13 protein-coding genes are annotated in these 16,429 nt (G+C 42.6%); 5 read left to right on the forward strand and 8 right to left on the reverse strand.

The genetic code is table 11. From position 1 onward, the window contains the following. Positions 1-50: 50 nt before the first annotated feature. Both pgmB and IGI88_RS07005 read right to left on the reverse strand, forming a co-directional pair. On the reverse strand, positions 51-701 hold the full coding sequence (pgmB, locus tag IGI88_RS07000) for a beta-phosphoglucomutase (RefSeq protein WP_005232889.1): 651 nt from the start codon (positions 699-701) through the stop codon (positions 51-53). A gap of 14 nt (positions 702-715) precedes the next feature. Further along, on the reverse strand, positions 716-3,343 hold the full coding sequence (locus tag IGI88_RS07005; RefSeq protein ID WP_196043911.1) for a glycoside hydrolase family 65 protein: 2,628 nt from the start codon (positions 3,341-3,343) through the stop codon (positions 716-718). Between the two features lie 336 nt (positions 3,344-3,679). On the opposite strand from IGI88_RS07005, the gene treP reads away from it, so the two are divergent. Beyond that, entirely contained in the window at positions 3,680-5,659 is a 1,980-nt protein-coding gene (gene treP, locus IGI88_RS07010) for a PTS system trehalose-specific EIIBC component (RefSeq protein ID WP_429960308.1), read from the forward strand. Positions 5,660-5,779: 120 nt separating this feature from the next. Here treP and IGI88_RS07015 read toward each other — a convergent pair whose 3' ends face one another. Then, positions 5,780-7,153 (reverse strand): MFS transporter, encoded by a 1,374-nt coding sequence (locus tag IGI88_RS07015; RefSeq protein ID WP_010748497.1) that lies wholly within the window; start codon positions 7,151-7,153, stop codon positions 5,780-5,782. Between the two features lie 258 nt (positions 7,154-7,411). Here IGI88_RS07015 and IGI88_RS07020 point away from each other — a divergent pair, with 258 nt between their 5' ends. Then, positions 7,412-7,897, forward strand: coding sequence for a hypothetical protein (locus tag IGI88_RS07020; RefSeq protein WP_005226468.1), 486 nt, complete (start codon positions 7,412-7,414; stop codon positions 7,895-7,897). A 293-nt stretch (positions 7,898-8,190) separates the two neighbouring features. Here the strand turns inward: IGI88_RS07020 and IGI88_RS07025 are convergent, their stop codons facing one another. From IGI88_RS07025 to IGI88_RS07035, 3 genes are read right to left on the reverse strand one after another with little or no spacing between them, the layout of a single operon-like run. Next, positions 8,191-8,355 carry a hypothetical protein gene (locus IGI88_RS07025; RefSeq protein ID WP_167822213.1) on the reverse strand — a complete coding sequence of 55 codons (165 nt, stop codon included), beginning with the start codon at positions 8,353-8,355 and terminating at the stop codon, positions 8,191-8,193. Beyond that, complete coding sequence (locus tag IGI88_RS07030) at positions 8,352-8,942, reverse strand: DUF1700 domain-containing protein (protein ID WP_429960309.1); 591 nt, start codon at positions 8,940-8,942, stop codon at positions 8,352-8,354. Before IGI88_RS07030 ends, IGI88_RS07025 begins: the two co-directional genes overlap by 4 nt. Continuing rightward, positions 8,929-9,255, reverse strand: coding sequence for a PadR family transcriptional regulator (locus IGI88_RS07035; RefSeq protein WP_005226473.1), 327 nt, complete (start codon positions 9,253-9,255; stop codon positions 8,929-8,931). The genes IGI88_RS07030 and IGI88_RS07035 overlap by 14 nt, the downstream gene beginning before the upstream one ends. Positions 9,256-9,480: 225 nt before the next feature. Between IGI88_RS07035 and IGI88_RS07040 the strand changes: the two genes are divergently transcribed. Beyond that, the gene (locus IGI88_RS07040) at positions 9,481-10,182 is read left to right on the forward strand and encodes a TetR/AcrR family transcriptional regulator (protein WP_035006404.1); all 702 of its coding nucleotides are present in this window, start codon (positions 9,481-9,483) and stop codon (positions 10,180-10,182) included. A gap of 74 nt (positions 10,183-10,256) precedes the next feature. Here IGI88_RS07040 and IGI88_RS07045 read toward each other — a convergent pair whose 3' ends face one another. Together IGI88_RS07045 and IGI88_RS07050 are read right to left on the reverse strand one after the other, a co-directional pair. Further along, positions 10,257-11,960, reverse strand: a complete 1,704-nt coding sequence (locus IGI88_RS07045) for a sensor histidine kinase (RefSeq protein ID WP_101698727.1) — start codon at positions 11,958-11,960, stop codon at positions 10,257-10,259. After that, positions 11,954-13,459, reverse strand: a complete 1,506-nt coding sequence (locus IGI88_RS07050) for a response regulator transcription factor (RefSeq protein ID WP_429960310.1) — start codon at positions 13,457-13,459, stop codon at positions 11,954-11,956. Before IGI88_RS07050 ends, IGI88_RS07045 begins: the two co-directional genes overlap by 7 nt. A gap of 205 nt (positions 13,460-13,664) precedes the next feature. Here IGI88_RS07050 and IGI88_RS07055 point away from each other — a divergent pair, with 205 nt between their 5' ends. Together IGI88_RS07055 and IGI88_RS07060 are read left to right on the forward strand one after the other, a co-directional pair. Next, entirely contained in the window at positions 13,665-15,335 is a 1,671-nt protein-coding gene (locus IGI88_RS07055; RefSeq protein WP_008376717.1) for an extracellular solute-binding protein, read from the forward strand. 148 nt (positions 15,336-15,483) lie between these two features. Beyond that, positions 15,484-16,416, forward strand: a complete 933-nt coding sequence (locus IGI88_RS07060; RefSeq protein ID WP_008376715.1) for an ABC transporter permease — start codon at positions 15,484-15,486, stop codon at positions 16,414-16,416. The last annotated feature ends 13 nt before the right edge of the window (positions 16,417-16,429 follow it).

Consider the following 16,429-nt stretch of genomic DNA (forward strand, 5'->3'; position numbering starts at 1 on the left):
TTGCCCCCTCTTTGGCTATTATAGCGAGGCCAATTTGGAAATGCAATCGACTATTTCGCCAAAAGTTCGTCAATGTTTAGATCCGTCAATTTTTCAACGATCACATCTGCACCGTGTAGTTCTTCTCCTGAATAAACGCCTACCGCGTACATACCAGCAGCTTTGATGCCGTCGATCCCTGCTTGAGCATCTTCAAAGCCAACTGCTTCTGCCGGTTCAATGCCTAGTGCCAGCGCTGCTTGGATAAAGATTTCTGGATCTGGTTTGCCTTTTTTCAAGGTTGCTGGGTCAACGATCGTATCAAAGTCTTGCATGACACCTAGTTTGTCCAAAATAAACGGCGCATTCTTGGATGCCGAAGCGATGGCACAAGGAATATTTTTTGCTTTGGCTTCATCAAGGAACGTCTTTACCCCCGGCAATAGATCATCAGGAGTCAAGCTTTGTAATAATTGTACATAGTGGGTATTTTTCTTTGTCGCTAAGGCTTCTTTTTCGACTTCTGTGTAGGCATCATTTTTGTTGCCTAGTGTTAAGATTCGCTCTAAAGAATCCATGCGGCTAATGCCTTTTAACTGCTCATTGAATTTCAAATCGATCTCGATCCCAATCTCCGCAGCTAATTCTTTCCATGCGATGTAGTGGTATTTAGCTGTATCCGTGATAACGCCGTCTAAATCAAAAACAAATCCTTTTTTCATGTGTAACACTCCTTTTAGTAAGTAATCGTTGCTTCTTTCTTTGCTTCTAGAGAAACTTGCTGCCCATTCACTAAGATCGTGACTGGCTGATCAGCGGTGATCGTCAATGTTTCATGTGTAACATTCAATGCAAAGCGGGTGCCGCGAACTTCTAGCTGAAAGGCTAAGCTGTCCCAAGCTTTTGGCAAGTTTGGTGTGATCTGCAGTTGCTCTTCTCGAATATCAATCCCAGCAAAAGTGGTTAACGGAATAAACAACGTAGCGGCCATGACACCGGCGTGAATGCCTTCTGCCGTGGTCCCGCCTTGGATATCACGATAATCAGAAGAGAGGGCTTCTTGGTATAACGACCAAGCCAATTCCTGATCATCCACCATTGCCGCTAACTGAGCGTGAACGATCCGCGACAAAGTCGAGCCGTGGGAGGTGCGAGCCAAATAATAATGGAGATTTTTTTCAATATAGTCTGTTGGCAGTTGGTAAGAAAGATCCGCCAAAATTTGATTGACTTGCTCTTTTGAGAAATTATAGAAAATCATCAAACTATCGGCTTGTTTCGCGACTTTGTAGCTGTCAGCACTCTTGCCTTCAGCGTTTAGGATGCGATCCATCCGATAAATGTTGCCATATTTCTCTTTATAATGGGCCCAATCCAGATCTTCCAACTGGAAGTACCCTTCAAACTGTGCGATGATGCCTTCGTGATCGATCTCTAAGCCTAATTTGGTACGAATATCTGCCATAGCAGCAATATCCGCTGGGGTTAAAGCCGTTTTCTCCAATACTGCTTGGAAGCTCTCTGCTGATAGTTGTTGTTGGAGGTTCTCGATCTCTTCAAACAACCATACTACCATCATATTGGTATAGGCGTTGTTTTTCAAGCCGCCTTGTTCACTATTTGGGTAGCTTTCATGAAATTCATCTGGTCCCATGACTTTATCGATAAAGTAACGTTGAGCAGTATCATCCCAGGTGGCAGCACTTTGCCAGAAATGGGCGACTTCTAACATCAATTCTAATCCATATTGTTCCATAAAGGGACGGTCTTGTGTGTTGTGCCAATATTGCCAAATGTTATAAGCGATCGCTAAGGAGACGTGGCGCTGCAAGCGACTGTGGTCTTCTTTCCATTCGCCGCTGATAGGATTCAAATGCAGTTCTTGGGATTGCTCACTGCCATCCAAGCCTGATTGCCATGGGAACATGGCGCCTTGGTAACCGGCTTTTTGGGCGTCTTTTTTGGCAGCAGCTAAGCGGCGGTAGCGATACAGCAAAATTTCTTTGGCGGTGTCAGGAAAATGTAGAATGTAAAAGGGTAAGATAAACAGTTCATCCCAGAAAATATGACCGCGATAGGCTTCACCATGTAGGCCACGGGCAGTGATACTGGCATCTAAGGACTCCTGATAAGCATTCGGTGCTGCGGAGACCAGCAGATGATACGTATGCAGATTCAGCATTTTTTGCGACATCAAGTCACCAGTGACTTCGATGGCCGCTTTCGCCCATAATTCAGCCCAGGCTTGTTTTGAGGCGGTATACATCGTCGCAAAATCAGGTAATGCTAAGGAAGAAAACGTAAATGCCGGTTGCGGATCCTCTTGCCGATAAGCGGTAGCAGTGACTGATTTTTCGACCCGATAAGTTTGTCCCTCCGTCACCTCAAGGGCTACTTGCTGACGGACGAGCTGGTCGTTTGTTTCAGCTTGCAGCTCAGCCAATGGCAGGTCCTGTGAAAACAGTTCAGAGGATTGGACAACGGTAATCTGTGATTGGTGAGTGGTGACCACTAAATGCGCTTTGTTTTGTTCAGCTGCTGTCTCTTTCACGGTCAAATGCTGGTTGGTTAAGCTACGGTAACGAGCGACGTTATAGTTATAAACCGATCCGTCGGCTTCACTGACGAAGGTAACGGGACCGGAAAAGTTCAGTGGGGTAAACTGATAGACCAAGCTATATTGGTGAACGTCTTGCATATTGGCGATTTTCTTCGTTTCGATTCGCAGACGCTTTTGTTTTTTTGTTTCAATTTCTGCCACTGATTGGAACAAGCCGGTCTTCAGATCTAATGTCCGTTTAAAGGAAAGAAGCTGATTGTTGGCAATGTCGATCACTTCATCATCGATCTTCACGTACATTTTTTGCAGATTCGGTGCATTGACGAAGTCTTCATTGCTGATGGTATGACCAGAAACATCAGATTCCACCGTATTGTAAAGACTTGCTAAATACAGCCCTGGATAGTTCGCTTCACAAATGGTCATCTCAGGCGTCGTGCCTCGCAGCCCTAGATAGCCGTTGCCGACGGTTAAAAGTGACTCCACCGAGTATTCATCTTTACCAGGGGTGTAGCCATAGTATTCGAGGTTCCAAGGAATTTCAGCACTTTTTTCTTCATACTGTTCTTTCGTGGTGCAAACAAAGGGACGATTCAATTTTTCTGTCAACCATTGGTCCAGTGAAAAAGTCCCTTCTTCATTCGTAAACACCAGAGATTCAGAGACGATCCCGCCACCTTCCATTTTCTGCAGCTGCGCGGTCAGTGCAGCAACTCGTTCACTGTCTGTCCCAGAAAACGGATAGGTCGTACCGGTTTGATCCGTTAACAGCCATTCTTCCTTAGACAATATAATCGTATTCACAATAGTTGTCCTCCTTTAAACTTGTCTATACATGCAAGATGATTATAACGTAATTTGTAAGCTATTTCAATTTATCTCACCTGTTTTTTTATTCTTTTTTGTTAAATAAACAGTAAATAAAGTCATTGGCAATATTATTTTATATTAATCAAATATTTTAAAAAACGTTTATTTATTAAGGTTTTAATACGGTACCTTTTCTATTCACTTGTATTGTTTGTAGAAAAAGTGAAAAAAATTGGTTTGAAACGCTTGCAATATCAAAACTATCAAGTTATGATTAGTGCGTAATTAAAACATATATATACAAGTGGATATGAAAGGGGTTTATTAATTATGGGAAAGTATCGTGATGATGCTGAGAAGCTGCTGAAATATGTTGGCGGCAAAGAAAATATCGCCGCAGTAACACATTGCGCGACACGGATGCGTTTTGTTTTGAACGATCAGACAAAAGCAAACGAAAAGGCAATTGAAGAAATTCCAAGTGTCAAAGGGATGTTTACGAATGCGGGACAATTCCAAGTCATTATCGGCAATGATGTCTCAACGTTTTACAATGATTTTACCGATGTATCAGGAATAGAAGGTGTTTCTAAAGAACAAAGCAAAGCGATTGCAAAAAACAATCAAAATATCGTGCAACGAGCGATTGCTACGTTAGCTGAGATCTTTACCCCGTTATTACCAGCGATTATTGTCGGTGGTTTGATGCTAGGGCTGAGAAATTTCTTAGAAGGTGTACCGTTAGAAGCTCTAGGTGGACAAACCATTACGCAAGCTTCTACTTTTTGGAACGGTGTCAACGGCTTTTTATGGCTGCCCTGTGAAGCGATCTTTCACTTTCTACCAGTAGGGATTACTTGGAGTATTACACGTAAGATGGGAACCACGCAAATATTAGGGATTGTTTTAGGGATTACATTGGTTTCACCGCAATTATTAAATGCTTATTCAGTAAGTTCAACTTCTGCTGCAGAAATTGCTCAAAATTATACGTGGGACTTCGGGTTCTTCACTATTGATAAAATTGGGTATCAAGCACAAGTGATCCCAGCAATGCTGGCAGGTTTCTTATTGGTTTATCTTGAAAGATTCTTCCGGAAATGGATTCCAGAAGCGGTTTCAATGATCTTCGTTCCATTGTTCTCATTGCTGCCAACTATTTTAGCAGCCCACATGGTGTTAGGTCCAATCGGTTGGCAAATCGGATCAGGCATTTCTTGGGTCGTAAATGCCGGCTTGACCTCACCATTAAACTGGTTATTTGGTTTCATTTTCGGTGGCTTGTATGCGCCTTTGGTTATTACCGGATTGCATCATACAACGCTAGCGATCGACTCTCAATTAGTAGCGGATTTTGGGACAACCAACCTTTGGCCAATGATCATGCTGTCAAATATTGCGCAAGGTACGGCAGTATTGGCGATTTGGTTCCTTCACCGTGGCAATAAAAAAGAAGAACAAGTCTCTGTTCCAGCAACGATTTCTGCTTACATGGGGGTTACTGAACCAGCGATGTTCGGGATCAATTTGAAATATGTTTACCCATTTGTCGCAGCAATGGTAGGTTCTGCCTTTGGTGGTATGCTGATCACTGCAACGAATACCCGTGCATTAGGTATTGGTGTAGGGGGACTACCTGGCTTCTTATCATTTAAAATTGAAAACTATCCAATGGTCTTCATCTCGATGGCGGTGACGATTGCGATCACGTTTGTTTGCACCATCATCTTTAGAAAAGTTACCTTCTTAAATAAATTAGAACCGCAATTGGCTGCTGATACAGCTGCAGCAGCGGCTGTTGCACCAACGACGGCTGCACCGACAACTGCAGCCCCAGAAGCAGCACAAGTTTCAGAAGAAACCCTTTATGCTCCAGCTGATGGGAAAGTAGTTGCCATCACTGAAGTTTCTGATCCTGTCTTTTCTCAAAAAATGATGGGTGACGGCTTTGCTGTTCAGCCAACGAATGGAACGATTTATGCTCCTGTTGCAGGTACGATCTCTAGCATTTTTGAAACGAAGCATGCAATTGGGATTTTAACGCCTGGTGGCGCGGAAGTTCTTGTTCATATGGGCTTAGATACTGTGGAATTAAAAGGTGCGCCATTTGAGGTCCTTGTTTCTGAAGGTGACACGGTCACACCAGAAACGAAGATTGCAGTGATGGATCTAGATGCAGTGACCGCAGCTGGCAAACAGACAGATGTTTTGACAGTCATCACGAATGCCGAAAAAGTGCGTCAGCTTTCATTGACGACTACAGGCACAGTGACAGCCAAAACAGCGGTTGGTTCCGCTGAATTAAACTAAAAAAATAATCCGTTTCCGAGAGCGCCCTTTGACTAAGAAGGGGGATCGGAAGCGGATTTTTTTATGGCCGCCCTCAAGGGAGAGCGGCTTTTTCTTGGTTTTCAATGGGTAAAGCCGCAGTTAGCTGACGGCTTTTTTGTCGGTGCTTTTGCGGAAGTAGTTGATCGTTAATAGGAAAGTCAGTAAGACCAGGGCCCACAAAAAGAATAAGGCGATTTGAGAGCCGATGACCGTCCCTTGGGTGTAATCGGTCGCCGCATTTTGTGCCAAATTGATAATGGTCGCCACCACAGCCGTCGCCACTGCACCAGAAAATTGCTGCAGCGTATTAAAGATCGCATTCCCGTCCGCGTACAATGCAGGAGTCAGCTTGTTTAAGCCGGTGGTCATCATATTGCTGTAGGCTAAGCCGATCCCGATCATGTAAAAGACATGTCCAGCAACTAGGCTCCAAATGAACGGCGAACGCAAAACGAGGGCTAAGGCAAGCCAACCGATGGCAATCAACGTCAAACCAGACAGGATCGGTTTTTTCGGTCCAACTTTATCCAGCAACCGACCAGAGATCGGCGCAAGGATCGCCCCGATCGCCGCCCCAGGAAGCATAACTAATCCTGCAGTAAAGGCATCTTTTCCCAAGACGAGTTGGACAAAGTTCGGCAAGACAAAGGAAATGCCCAGTAAAAGGAACTGACAAACAAGAAAGCCAAACAGAAACAAACTGAAGCTGCGGTTTTTCAAAACAGCCAAACGAATCAAAGGGTTCGGGCCTTTTGAGCGTTGATAAAACAAGCCAGCACCAATGAAACCGAAAAGCAGCGGCAGTAGACTTGCTAAGGTGCCTACTTGATTCAAGAACAATAAGAAGCCGCTGAACATCAAGACGATTCCTAATACACTCAGTAAATCCAGGGAAGTGTCTTTTGCCCCAGCCGTTTTAGGGATCGAGTAAAGGCCGAGTACTAGGGAGATCAGCAAGACTGGGATCAAGAAAAGAAAGATCGCATTCCAAGACCAATGGGCGGTCAATAAGCCCCCATATGTCGGTCCGATCGCTGGAGCGATAGAAGTGGTCAAATTCCCTAAGCCGATTGCCGCTCCCCGTTTTTCAAAGGGGGAGTAAGTCAAAATGATGTGGAACATCAAAGGCAGTGCGATCCCTGTGCTGGCACCTTGGAAAAAGCGGCCAATCAGCAAAATGGCAAACGTCGGCGATAAAAAGTCGATCACCAAGCCAACAAGGAAAAAGGCGTTGGCAGCTAGAAACAAGGTTCTCAATGAGAAGCGTTTCAAAAGGTAGGTCGATATTGGGACAATGATGGAGATGACCAGTAAGTAGATGGTCGTCACCCATTGAACATCGGATGTTGAAAGCGTAAATTGATCGATCAATGTTGGAAACGTTACATTCATGGCTGTTTCAATCAGCACACCTGCAAATGACATCAATCCGGTTGCGAGGATCGCCCCCACGAGTTTTTTGTTGTTTTCCATATTCTCACCTCTAAAAATTCGCAAAAAAAGAGACCGTTTCTATTCTCATAGAAACCGCCTCTCTCTCGACAAGCGAACCCGCTTGTTATCTGTACGATTTAATCTATCGCTATTCTACTGACTTCATAAGAAAGTGTCAAGAGAAGTGGATAAAAAAATAGCAAAAAACTTTTTTGAAAGTTTTCAAACTTTTACTTACACGAAAAATTTTCTTCTGCTAGAATAGTCGAGTACGAAAAAGAGAAAGGAAGTTGTTACATGCCCATCAATAAAAAAGAAAGTTTGATCTATACGACACTTATGTGTATTTTCATGGTGTATTTTATGAGTGTTTATAACCTCATGTTTCAAGTCGGTGTTTCGGCATTGGCATTCCAATTGGCGTGGAATGAATTGCCATTAGCCCTTTGTGTCGCCTTTATTTTGGATTGGTTCATTGTTTCTGGTCCGGCAAAAGGTTTGGCGTTTCGATTTTTGGACCATCAATCAGCTACTTGGAAAAAAATCGGTTTGATTTCTTCATTGATGATCGCCGGCATGGTGATCTGTATGTCACTCTTTGGTGCGTTGATGCACCCAAACCCTGATCACTCGGTGTTCGTCAATTGGCTAAGCAACATTGGGAAAAATGTGATCGTCGCATTGCCATTGCAATTGTTCATTGCAGGTCCAATCGTTCGCCGGGTGTTTCGCGCCTTGTTTCCTATTGGCACTGTGCAAGAACAGCCAGTACTAGGGGAATAATCGATCATTAGAAAAAACGTACTGCAGACAGCCTCTGCCAAGGTTAGCTAAAATAGCTGGCTTGGCGATACCTGGACTTGCGGCACGTTTTTTTGCTTTTATAGACAACAAAAAAACCCATAGGATGGTATGGGTTTTTCTGGTTACCCTATGAAATAGGATACAGGATGTACCTATATAGTAATATGGTTCCGTCAAAAAGAGAAGTTCAATTTTTTCACCGATACATGAAATTAATGCAAATCACTTGTTTTTTCTGACGAAAAAATCAACTTATAATTATTTTCCGTCTGTTATTCCGTATAGAAACCAACGAGTTGATACCAGCGACGATGCTCAATATGGTAAGCATCGGGTGAGTACCCTGACATTGAAAAACCGATAAAGGTGATCACCAGTCCGATAATAATAAACAACAGACTGAGAAAAACGAAAAAGCGCTTATTGATTTTGATCATAGGACTGCCTTCTTTCGATAGTTTTGAACAAATGATTTCGGCCAAACAACAAGGGAGTTGGTGAGACGTGAAAAAGGTCGGCTCATACTATAAGTGGCGATCAGGCAAAGCAGCCCTAAACCAAATAAGAAAATCCCCACGCCTAACTGACTTAAAAAGAGATAGAAACCATCCGCCATCAGCATGGGACTTAAGACAACGCTAGCGATCCCACCGACAAACGTAGTGACACCAATCATGCCAGTGGTGAAAGGCACACACCAGATGATTATTAAAAAGCTTAGGATCAGCAAAGCGGCACTTAACAAGAGGCTGCCCCACAATGGGAAGCCCAGTACTAAAATCAAGAGCAAGAAGGGATGAAAGCGGCGAGGAATCTCTACTACGACCTCTTCCGTTTCGGTGACTGCTTGGATCAGTTCTTTTGGGGAGCCAAGGCGTGCCACGGCTTCTTCTTCGGTGTATCCTTCTTCCATCAAATCTTCGATCATCTCGTCATAATAGTTGATCAGCTGATGAATCTCGCTAGGTCTGACTTTTTCAGATAATTCCGCAGCCAATGCCTTGATAAAATCAACTCTGTTCATCTAATGTTCCTCCTTTAATAAATCGCTGGATCAATGTCAATTGGGGCCAGTCGTTGGTTAAAAAATCGTCGATCCGCTGTTTTCCGATTTTGGTCAAGCGGTAATATTTTCGGGTCCGTCCTTGATGGCTTTTATTATAAGTCTCAACCGCTCGGCTGGCTTCTAAGCGCTTCAAGATAGGATAGAGCGTTGATTCTGAGATTGGCAGTAAAGGAGATATGTTTTTGACTAATTCATAGCCATAAGAGTCACCATGCTGCAAATAAGCCAAAACACAAATTTCCAATAATCCTTTTTTTAATTGGGCATCCAAAGGCTCTCCTCCTGTTCATATCCATACTATACATTACATAGTATCATTTCACAAGTAGTATCAAAAAAATCAGTCTTAAGACTTAGCCGAGGAAAACAAGGAGGTTTTTCAGGAAAATGGTCAAAAATATAAAACAAAATTAAGAAATTCGGCAGAAAGTATATGTTAACGTTCTCTTTTTTGTTAAAGTAGAAGTATGCAGATTACTTTCAGTAAGAAAATTGGGTGTTGGTGGTGTTTCACTGGAAGAAAGCAAGTGAGAGTAGAGGAGCGTTAGCGAGAGCTGATCGCCTCAAGAAAGGAAGGGGTATTATGAGAAAAGCAACGATTACGAAAAAATATTTGATCAACTGTTTAAAAAAATATCTGGTGGAATATCTTTATCGGCCAATCACTGTCCGCGACATTGCTAAATATGCACGAACATCGACCCAACCAATCTATTTGAATTTTTCAAACATGCAAAATTATAAACAGGCAATGGTCGATGATGTCTTCCATGACATTCATGAAGCAAAAAAAGAGACGGTGATGACACTGGATCCTCTATACTGTTTTTGGCATGACTATTACGTGTTCGCCAGTCGCAATCGAGCCCTCTTTTTTGCATTATTTTTAAATGATATTGGTTGTGGTCCCTACATAAAAGAGTGTTCTTTTGCATATTTTCAAGAAGCAATCGCTGAATCAGCTGTTTTTCAATGTGAGCAAGAAAACGATCTGAGGAAATACCATGAAGAAGCCTTGATTTTTTTTAGCGGTTTGGTATTGCTGTTTATTCGTGAAGGGTGTACTGACGGCAACAAGGATTTTATAAAAGATACCATGGAGTATTGGGAACGAATGTTAAAGAAAGCAAAAGGCGTGACGCGAGACCAGGGTCGGCAAGGATTATTAGAGGTTGGTGCGTTTGCTGTAGAGGAATAGGTACTTGAAATCAAGCATTAAAATAAATATCTGAATATTTTGACACCAAAAAACCGTTAGTGATTAAACATTCTTCACTGACGGTTTTTTTGAGGAGGTAAGTCTTGCGGTATGAGTAGAACAATTGTGGTGTTTTCACCTTTTACTGATTGAATCGATAAGGAAGCTTGCGTGCCATAGTACAATGCTAGCCGCTGGCGTACATTGTTGATACCATAATGTTGATCAGAAGGTTCCTCCAGTTGTTTTAGCTGTTCAGGATCAATCCCGGGACCATTGTCTTGAATCTCAAACCGTAGCCATTGTCCTTCTTTGAGGCAGCGGATCGTCAATACCCCTCTGCGGTCATCTTCAATATGATCAAGCCCATGAAAGACGGCATTTTCGACAAACGGCTGCAAGAGCAGATGGATCATCGGATACTCATCGATATCTGAGTCAATTTCGAGGACTAAATCAAAGGAATGGTGATGCATTTTTTGCTGGATTTTAGCATAGGTGATTGTTAGATCGAGTTCTTTGGTGATGGATAGCCGGTTGGATCCTTGGTTTAGGCTGAGACGGTAGAATCGAGACAGCAGCTGAGCCATCTCACGGATCTCGTGATTGCCGTTTAGTGTGGCAGTATTGCTGATCAGTGCTAAGGAATTATAAAAGAAATGCGGATTGATCTGGGCTTGCAGAGCCCGCAATTCGTATTCTTTTTGTTTCAATTCGGCTTCATATACTTCATTGATCAGCTCAGCGATTTTATCTAGCATTTTTTGAAAATTGGTGTATAACTGTCCGACTTCATCTTTTGAAGAATATGTGTGCTGGATTTTGAATTGATCCATTGATAAAGAGGCCATTTGCTGGGTCAAAGAGTTGATCGGCTGTACCACGGTTTTAGCCAACCACCAGCTGGATAAAACCAATATCATTAATACAAAATCAAAGATAATAAGTGCCGCACCAACTAGATACAGTAAACTGCTGAAAAATGACTGTGCGGTTTTAACAAAAACGATTTGCCAATGATTATCCAGCAGTACAGGAGCCTCTTCAATAACTGCGTTTCCAACCAGCCACTGTTTTTGAGTACGTTGCTGCTTCGTCAAATAATCAATGCGGTAAAGCGTCTGCCCGGTCTCTGACTGAATGGTCAAATCATAAGGCTCCTCAGTGACTGCATCCAGATTCGTGAACAATGCTGCTCGATCGATGGTTAAAACGATGTAGTTTAAGGAATCTGCGGTATGGCCTTTTAAAAAAAGGTTGGTATAAAAAGAAAGTTCCTCCCGTTCTTTGTCAAAATACGTTCGAATCTCGGTCGAAGGTTTTTCTTTTAGAAAAGGCAGTGCTGTATCAGCCGTGATTTTTTTGACGTATTGCCCATGATCATAAAGATCGATCGTGGTGTATAGCGTGATGCCTTTAATATCTGCTTGCGGAAAACGAACACTGTGAAACAAAGGCACGATCGTATTTTGAAAGAGATTGTATTGATCAAAGTTTGAGAAGCGTTGACTAGAAAGCTCTTGCGTCAAGGCGGTATTGTTGGCTAAAAAGAGCAGGCTGTCCCGATAGGTGTGGATCTTGCTTTCTAACTGATAGCTGATACTTTTGAGATTATCGGAGTAAGCACTTTTTTCCTGCTGTTGGATAAAGGCTCGGATGATAGATACCCCGACAAAGGTCAAAACGATCAGAGGAACAATGCTTGAAAGAATTGAAATAAGGGCGATCTTTTTTTGAAAACGAAAATTTTTAAAACAATCGTGGACTTTTCTTAACAAGAGGGACCTCTCTTTCTATACGCATCCGGCGTCATTCCGACAATTTCTCGGAACGTTTTGCAAAAATAGGAATAATGATTAAAGCCAACTTGTTTGGAGATAGTTCGAATGCTGCAGTTCGAGTTCTTTAAACGCTTCTGAGCCTGTTTGATACGGTAAGACTTGATGTATTTGGTGATACCCATGCCTTCAGAAGTACTGAATAATTCGCTTAGGTAGTTAGGATTGATATTGACTTCCTTTGCTAACCGCTCCAAGCTCAACTCTTGGTGAAAATGAGCGAATATATAGGATTTTACTTGGCGCACATAGTCATTTGACTGGCTCCCGTTGATTTGAAGCAAGGCATCATGGATATAATGGAAGAGGGCATCAAAAATATCCGCAATTAGTTGCAGACTTGGCGCTTCCAGTATTTTTCCAATCTGATTAGCGCCACACTCCGCATCAAAAGTGATCGTACACTGATCGATGATTGTTTGATAAAAGGTCGCAAAATAAAACTTGGCATTGGTTGGTTCCTCACGTCCATTTGTTTCAAAGCAGTCGAAAACTGTTTTCACAAGCGCGTGGGCTTTTTTACTTTCGTATTGATTCACATACGAAACGGTTTTTTCGAAAAGCGCTTTCTTGACGATGTAGTGATCTCCCGGAAGCAGCTGGCAGATTTTCCCTTTGTTTTGCTGATAAAAAGACCGCTGACTGGTTCTCAGTAAGTCATGATAGGTGCCATACACCCCTGAATGGTGGGGAACTGGTCCGCTGTCAAAAAGTGTTATTTTTTGCTGAAACTGTTCGGAAAAATAGGTAGTTAAGTTGTTTTTTCGCTCTTCGATTTCCCTTTTTGGCAAAGATTCGTTAAAAAAGAGCAGTTGTGCTGGAGCTAAAAACAAACTGAACATTTCAGGAAATGCAGCAGATAGCGAAGGGACAAAATCCGGCGCATTCCAAGAATCCAGCGGCCAAGTAACGAGAAAAAAAGAGGGATGAGTCTTAAAAAAATCTTGTGCAATCGATTGCTCTTCCTTCGGCAGTGAATGCCAAGGATAGCCATAAAAAAGTTTACTCAAAATCTCTTTCAAGTAATGGGTTTGTGCGATTGTTTTTGTGTAAGCGCGCTGCTTTTGTTGATCAATAAAAAGAATGATTTTATTTATTTGTTCATAAAAATCATCAGGGTCGATTGGTTTTAAGAGGTAGTCAACCGCTTGTAACTGTATGGCTTTTTTTACATAATGAAAATCTTCAAAGCCGCTGATAAACATCACAGGAATTTCAGGAACTGCTTCTTTGATTCTCGCTACTAGGGCATGTCCATCCATAAAGGGCATCTTTACGTCGGTAATTATCAAGTCAAAGGGCTGTTTCTGAAAAAGTTGCCAGGCTTCGCGGCCATTTTTGGCTTCTTCGATCAGCCATTCTTTTTCATGCTGACTCAAGAAGTATTTGATCACTTCTCTTTGATCGTAGCTGTCATCAGCAAGCAGCAGTCGGTACATGGTTTTCGCCGTCCTTTCGTATAGAGAAAATTACGCAGTCGCTTCTTCTTTCTATAGTAAGCGATAAACAAAAAAAGCAACAGAGCGAATTTGTAAACGTTTTATTTTTCTGGATATCGTGCTATGAATCTGAAAAAAGTGCTATATTTTCTGTGGAAGCGATTGCGTATAATAAGGATATCAAAAAAGTTTGAGGAGGAAAACAATGAAATTTAGGCGGGGGACAGCAATGTTAACAGCAGTTGCTTCAGCACTTATTATGACAGGATGCAGTTCAGAAGAAGCAAAGACCAATGAAAATGGGGATACCGTGATTACGATCGGACGCCAGACCGCACCGAACTCGAAACTGCCTGAGGGGGATTCTTACAGCAATAACGCATATACTCGATTGATTCAAGAACGCTTGGGCATCGAGCTGGAGAGTGCCTTTGAAGCCCATGGGGAAGACTATGATCGTCAAGTATCGCTAGCGATCGCTTCAGGGGAACTACCGGATACGATGATCGTCGGATCAAGAGATGAATTGGAAGAATTAGTTAACAATGATTTAGTGGAAGACTTGACCGAAGTATTTGAGGAGCATGCCGACGATTTTCTAAAAGACATCTATGATTCGTTTGATGGGATTCAGTTAGAAGCAGCCACGTTTGATGATCGCTTGATGGCGATCCCATCTACTAGCGATGACTTCGGGCCCAATCTTGTCTGGTTGCGCCAGGACTGGCTAGATGAGCTAGGTATTGAACTGGATAAAGATGGCAATCGCTCAATTACATTGGATGAGTTGAAGGAAACAGCGATTGCTTTTCAAGAAAATGATTTAGCCAATACCGGAAAAGCAGTTGGTTTGCCATTGGCCTTCTGGTTGTCTTCGCCAAATCATGGCGGCACGGCATATACCGGAACAGCCATCATGAATGCGTTTGGAGCCTACCCAAAATCGTATCTCCAAGATGAGAATGGGCAGATGTTTTATGGATCCAATACGCCAGAAATGAAAGAAGCACTAACGTTACTGAAGGACTGGCAAGATGAAGGGTTCATGGATCCGCAATTTGGTACCCGCACGTATGACGATATCCATGCCATGATGGTTAATGGAGAAACGGGCATCGCTTTTGGTCCTTGGCACATGCCTGACTGGGGGTTAGTACAAGCCAAACAAAATGATCCAAATGCTGAATTTGTTCCTTATGCCCTTGAAAATGCTAACGGCGATGGAGGGGTCAATGCCGTGGCTAACCGCGGCACTGGGCAATACATCGTGGTGCGCAAAGGTTTTTCTGAGCCGGAAAAAATCATGGAGATGATCAATCTGATTTATGGTGAAGTTGCCAACTCGGAGGATATTGAAACCGAGTTTCCGGAAATTTATGACTATGCGAAAGTGGATGTCGATGGGACGGTTCGTCCATGGAATGTTGTTTTCTTAAAAGCCTATAGTGAGATTGATGATGCAGTAGAAGCTTCCAAGGCGGCGGTTGGCGAAACATCTATCGAGGATATCTCCAACTTCTTCATCAAAGAAAACGCCGAAAAAATCAAGCAATATCTGGATAGCCCTGAAGAAACTGATCCGGTGGACTGGACCCGCTATGCCTCTCGCTATTTAGCCGTCAATAATGTGATGGGCGGTATCAGAGAGCAAGGACGCTTGAATGAAGTGAAACCACCGCGTTTTGATTCGATAAAAGCCAATGAACGAAACGGCGCACAAGTAGGGAAACTGGAGGAAGAGACCTTCATTAAGTTTATCACTGGAGAAGAACCCCTGGAAAACTTCGACAACTATGTTGAAACCTGGAATAGCCAAGGTGGGACAGCCATACTTGAAGAAATGCAAGAAGTAGTAGATCAGCGAGCAGATAATTAAGCGGCCACTCCAGCGGTTCTGACACTCGTCTTTCGAACAAAGAAAAGCAAGGTTGTATGCAGGAAAACCGACTGCAGGTGCCTTTTCTTTGTTCGAATTTTTTCATCAAGCGGCTGGTGAGGCAAAAAATTTATGGAGGAGTAAGTAAATGGAACTTTCTGTTGAAAAAGAAAGCAAAAAAGAAAAGAAAAAGTGGTTTTCTCGAGATCAGCTTTTCTTTCTAGGGATGATTTTACCAGGCATCATTTTTATTTTGATTTTTTCTTATGGTCCTATGTTTGGGTTGTTGATGGCATTTCAAGATTATGTGCCAGCGAAAGGTGTATTTGGTTCTGAATTTGTGGGATTCGAGCACTTTCGCTATTTGTTCAGTTTACCGGATATTTTCTTAGTAACTAAAAACACGATTTTCATCGCTTTCTGGAAAATTGTCTTTAATACGATCGTACCGATTCTTTTTGCGATTCTATTAAATGAAGTACGTGTAAAGTGGATGAAACGCTCCATTCAGACCATCGTATATTTGCCCCATTTTCTTTCATGGGTCATATTGGCTTCAGTAGTGGTCAATTTATTCAGTCTTGATGGAACGGTGAATCAGATTTTACAAAACTTTGGTGTAGAACCATTAAACTTTTTGGGTAGTAATCAGCTGTTTCCTCGTTTGCTGATCGGGACCGATGTTTGGAAAAGTTTTGGTTACAGTTCAATCGTGTACCTTGCTGCCATTACCTCGATTGATCCGGGATTATATGAAGCAGCAACGATGGATGGTGCTTCTTGGTCAAAAAAAGTCTGGCACGTAACCCTGCCGGGGATGATGCCTTTTATTTTGTTGATGACGATTTTGTCGCTGCCTAATATCTTGAATGCCGGCTTCGACCAAATTTATAACCTGTATTCTCCGGTTGTGTATCAAAGCGGCGATATTATCGATACCTATGTCTACCGAATCGGTCTGATCGGTAGAGACTATAGCTTAGGAACCGCCGTTGGTCTGGTCAAATCGGTGATCGGTCTATTCTTGATTTGGTCTTCCAACAAAATTGCGGAGAAGAAGACTGACAGAGTGATGTTTTAAGGAAAGGAAAAAA

Origin of the sequence: Enterococcus sp. AZ179 (assembly GCF_050498885.1) — a bacterium.
Lineage (GTDB): Bacteria > Bacillota > Bacilli > Lactobacillales > Enterococcaceae > Enterococcus_D > Enterococcus_D entomosocium.

What these genes read in the sequence shown, in the direction of transcription:
- pgmB (WP_005232889.1), bottom strand. Translation starts at nt 701, where the DNA reads ATGAAAAAAGGATTTGTTTTTGATTTAGACGGCGTTATCACGGATACA.
- treP (WP_429960308.1), top strand. Translation starts at nt 3,680, where the DNA reads ATGGGAAAGTATCGTGATGATGCTGAGAAGCTGCTGAAATATGTTGGC.
- IGI88_RS07015 (WP_010748497.1), bottom strand. Translation starts at nt 7,153, where the DNA reads ATGGAAAACAACAAAAAACTCGTGGGGGCGATCCTCGCAACCGGATTG.
- IGI88_RS07020 (WP_005226468.1), top strand. Translation starts at nt 7,412, where the DNA reads ATGCCCATCAATAAAAAAGAAAGTTTGATCTATACGACACTTATGTGT.
- IGI88_RS07025 (WP_167822213.1), bottom strand. Translation starts at nt 8,355, where the DNA reads ATGATCAAAATCAATAAGCGCTTTTTCGTTTTTCTCAGTCTGTTGTTT.
- IGI88_RS07030 (WP_429960309.1), bottom strand. Translation starts at nt 8,942, where the DNA reads ATGAACAGAGTTGATTTTATCAAGGCATTGGCTGCGGAATTATCTGAA.
- IGI88_RS07050 (WP_429960310.1), bottom strand. Translation starts at nt 13,459, where the DNA reads ATGTACCGACTGCTGCTTGCTGATGACAGCTACGATCAAAGAGAAGTG.
- IGI88_RS07055 (WP_008376717.1), top strand. Translation starts at nt 13,665, where the DNA reads ATGAAATTTAGGCGGGGGACAGCAATGTTAACAGCAGTTGCTTCAGCA.
- IGI88_RS07060 (WP_008376715.1), top strand. Translation starts at nt 15,484, where the DNA reads ATGGAACTTTCTGTTGAAAAAGAAAGCAAAAAAGAAAAGAAAAAGTGG.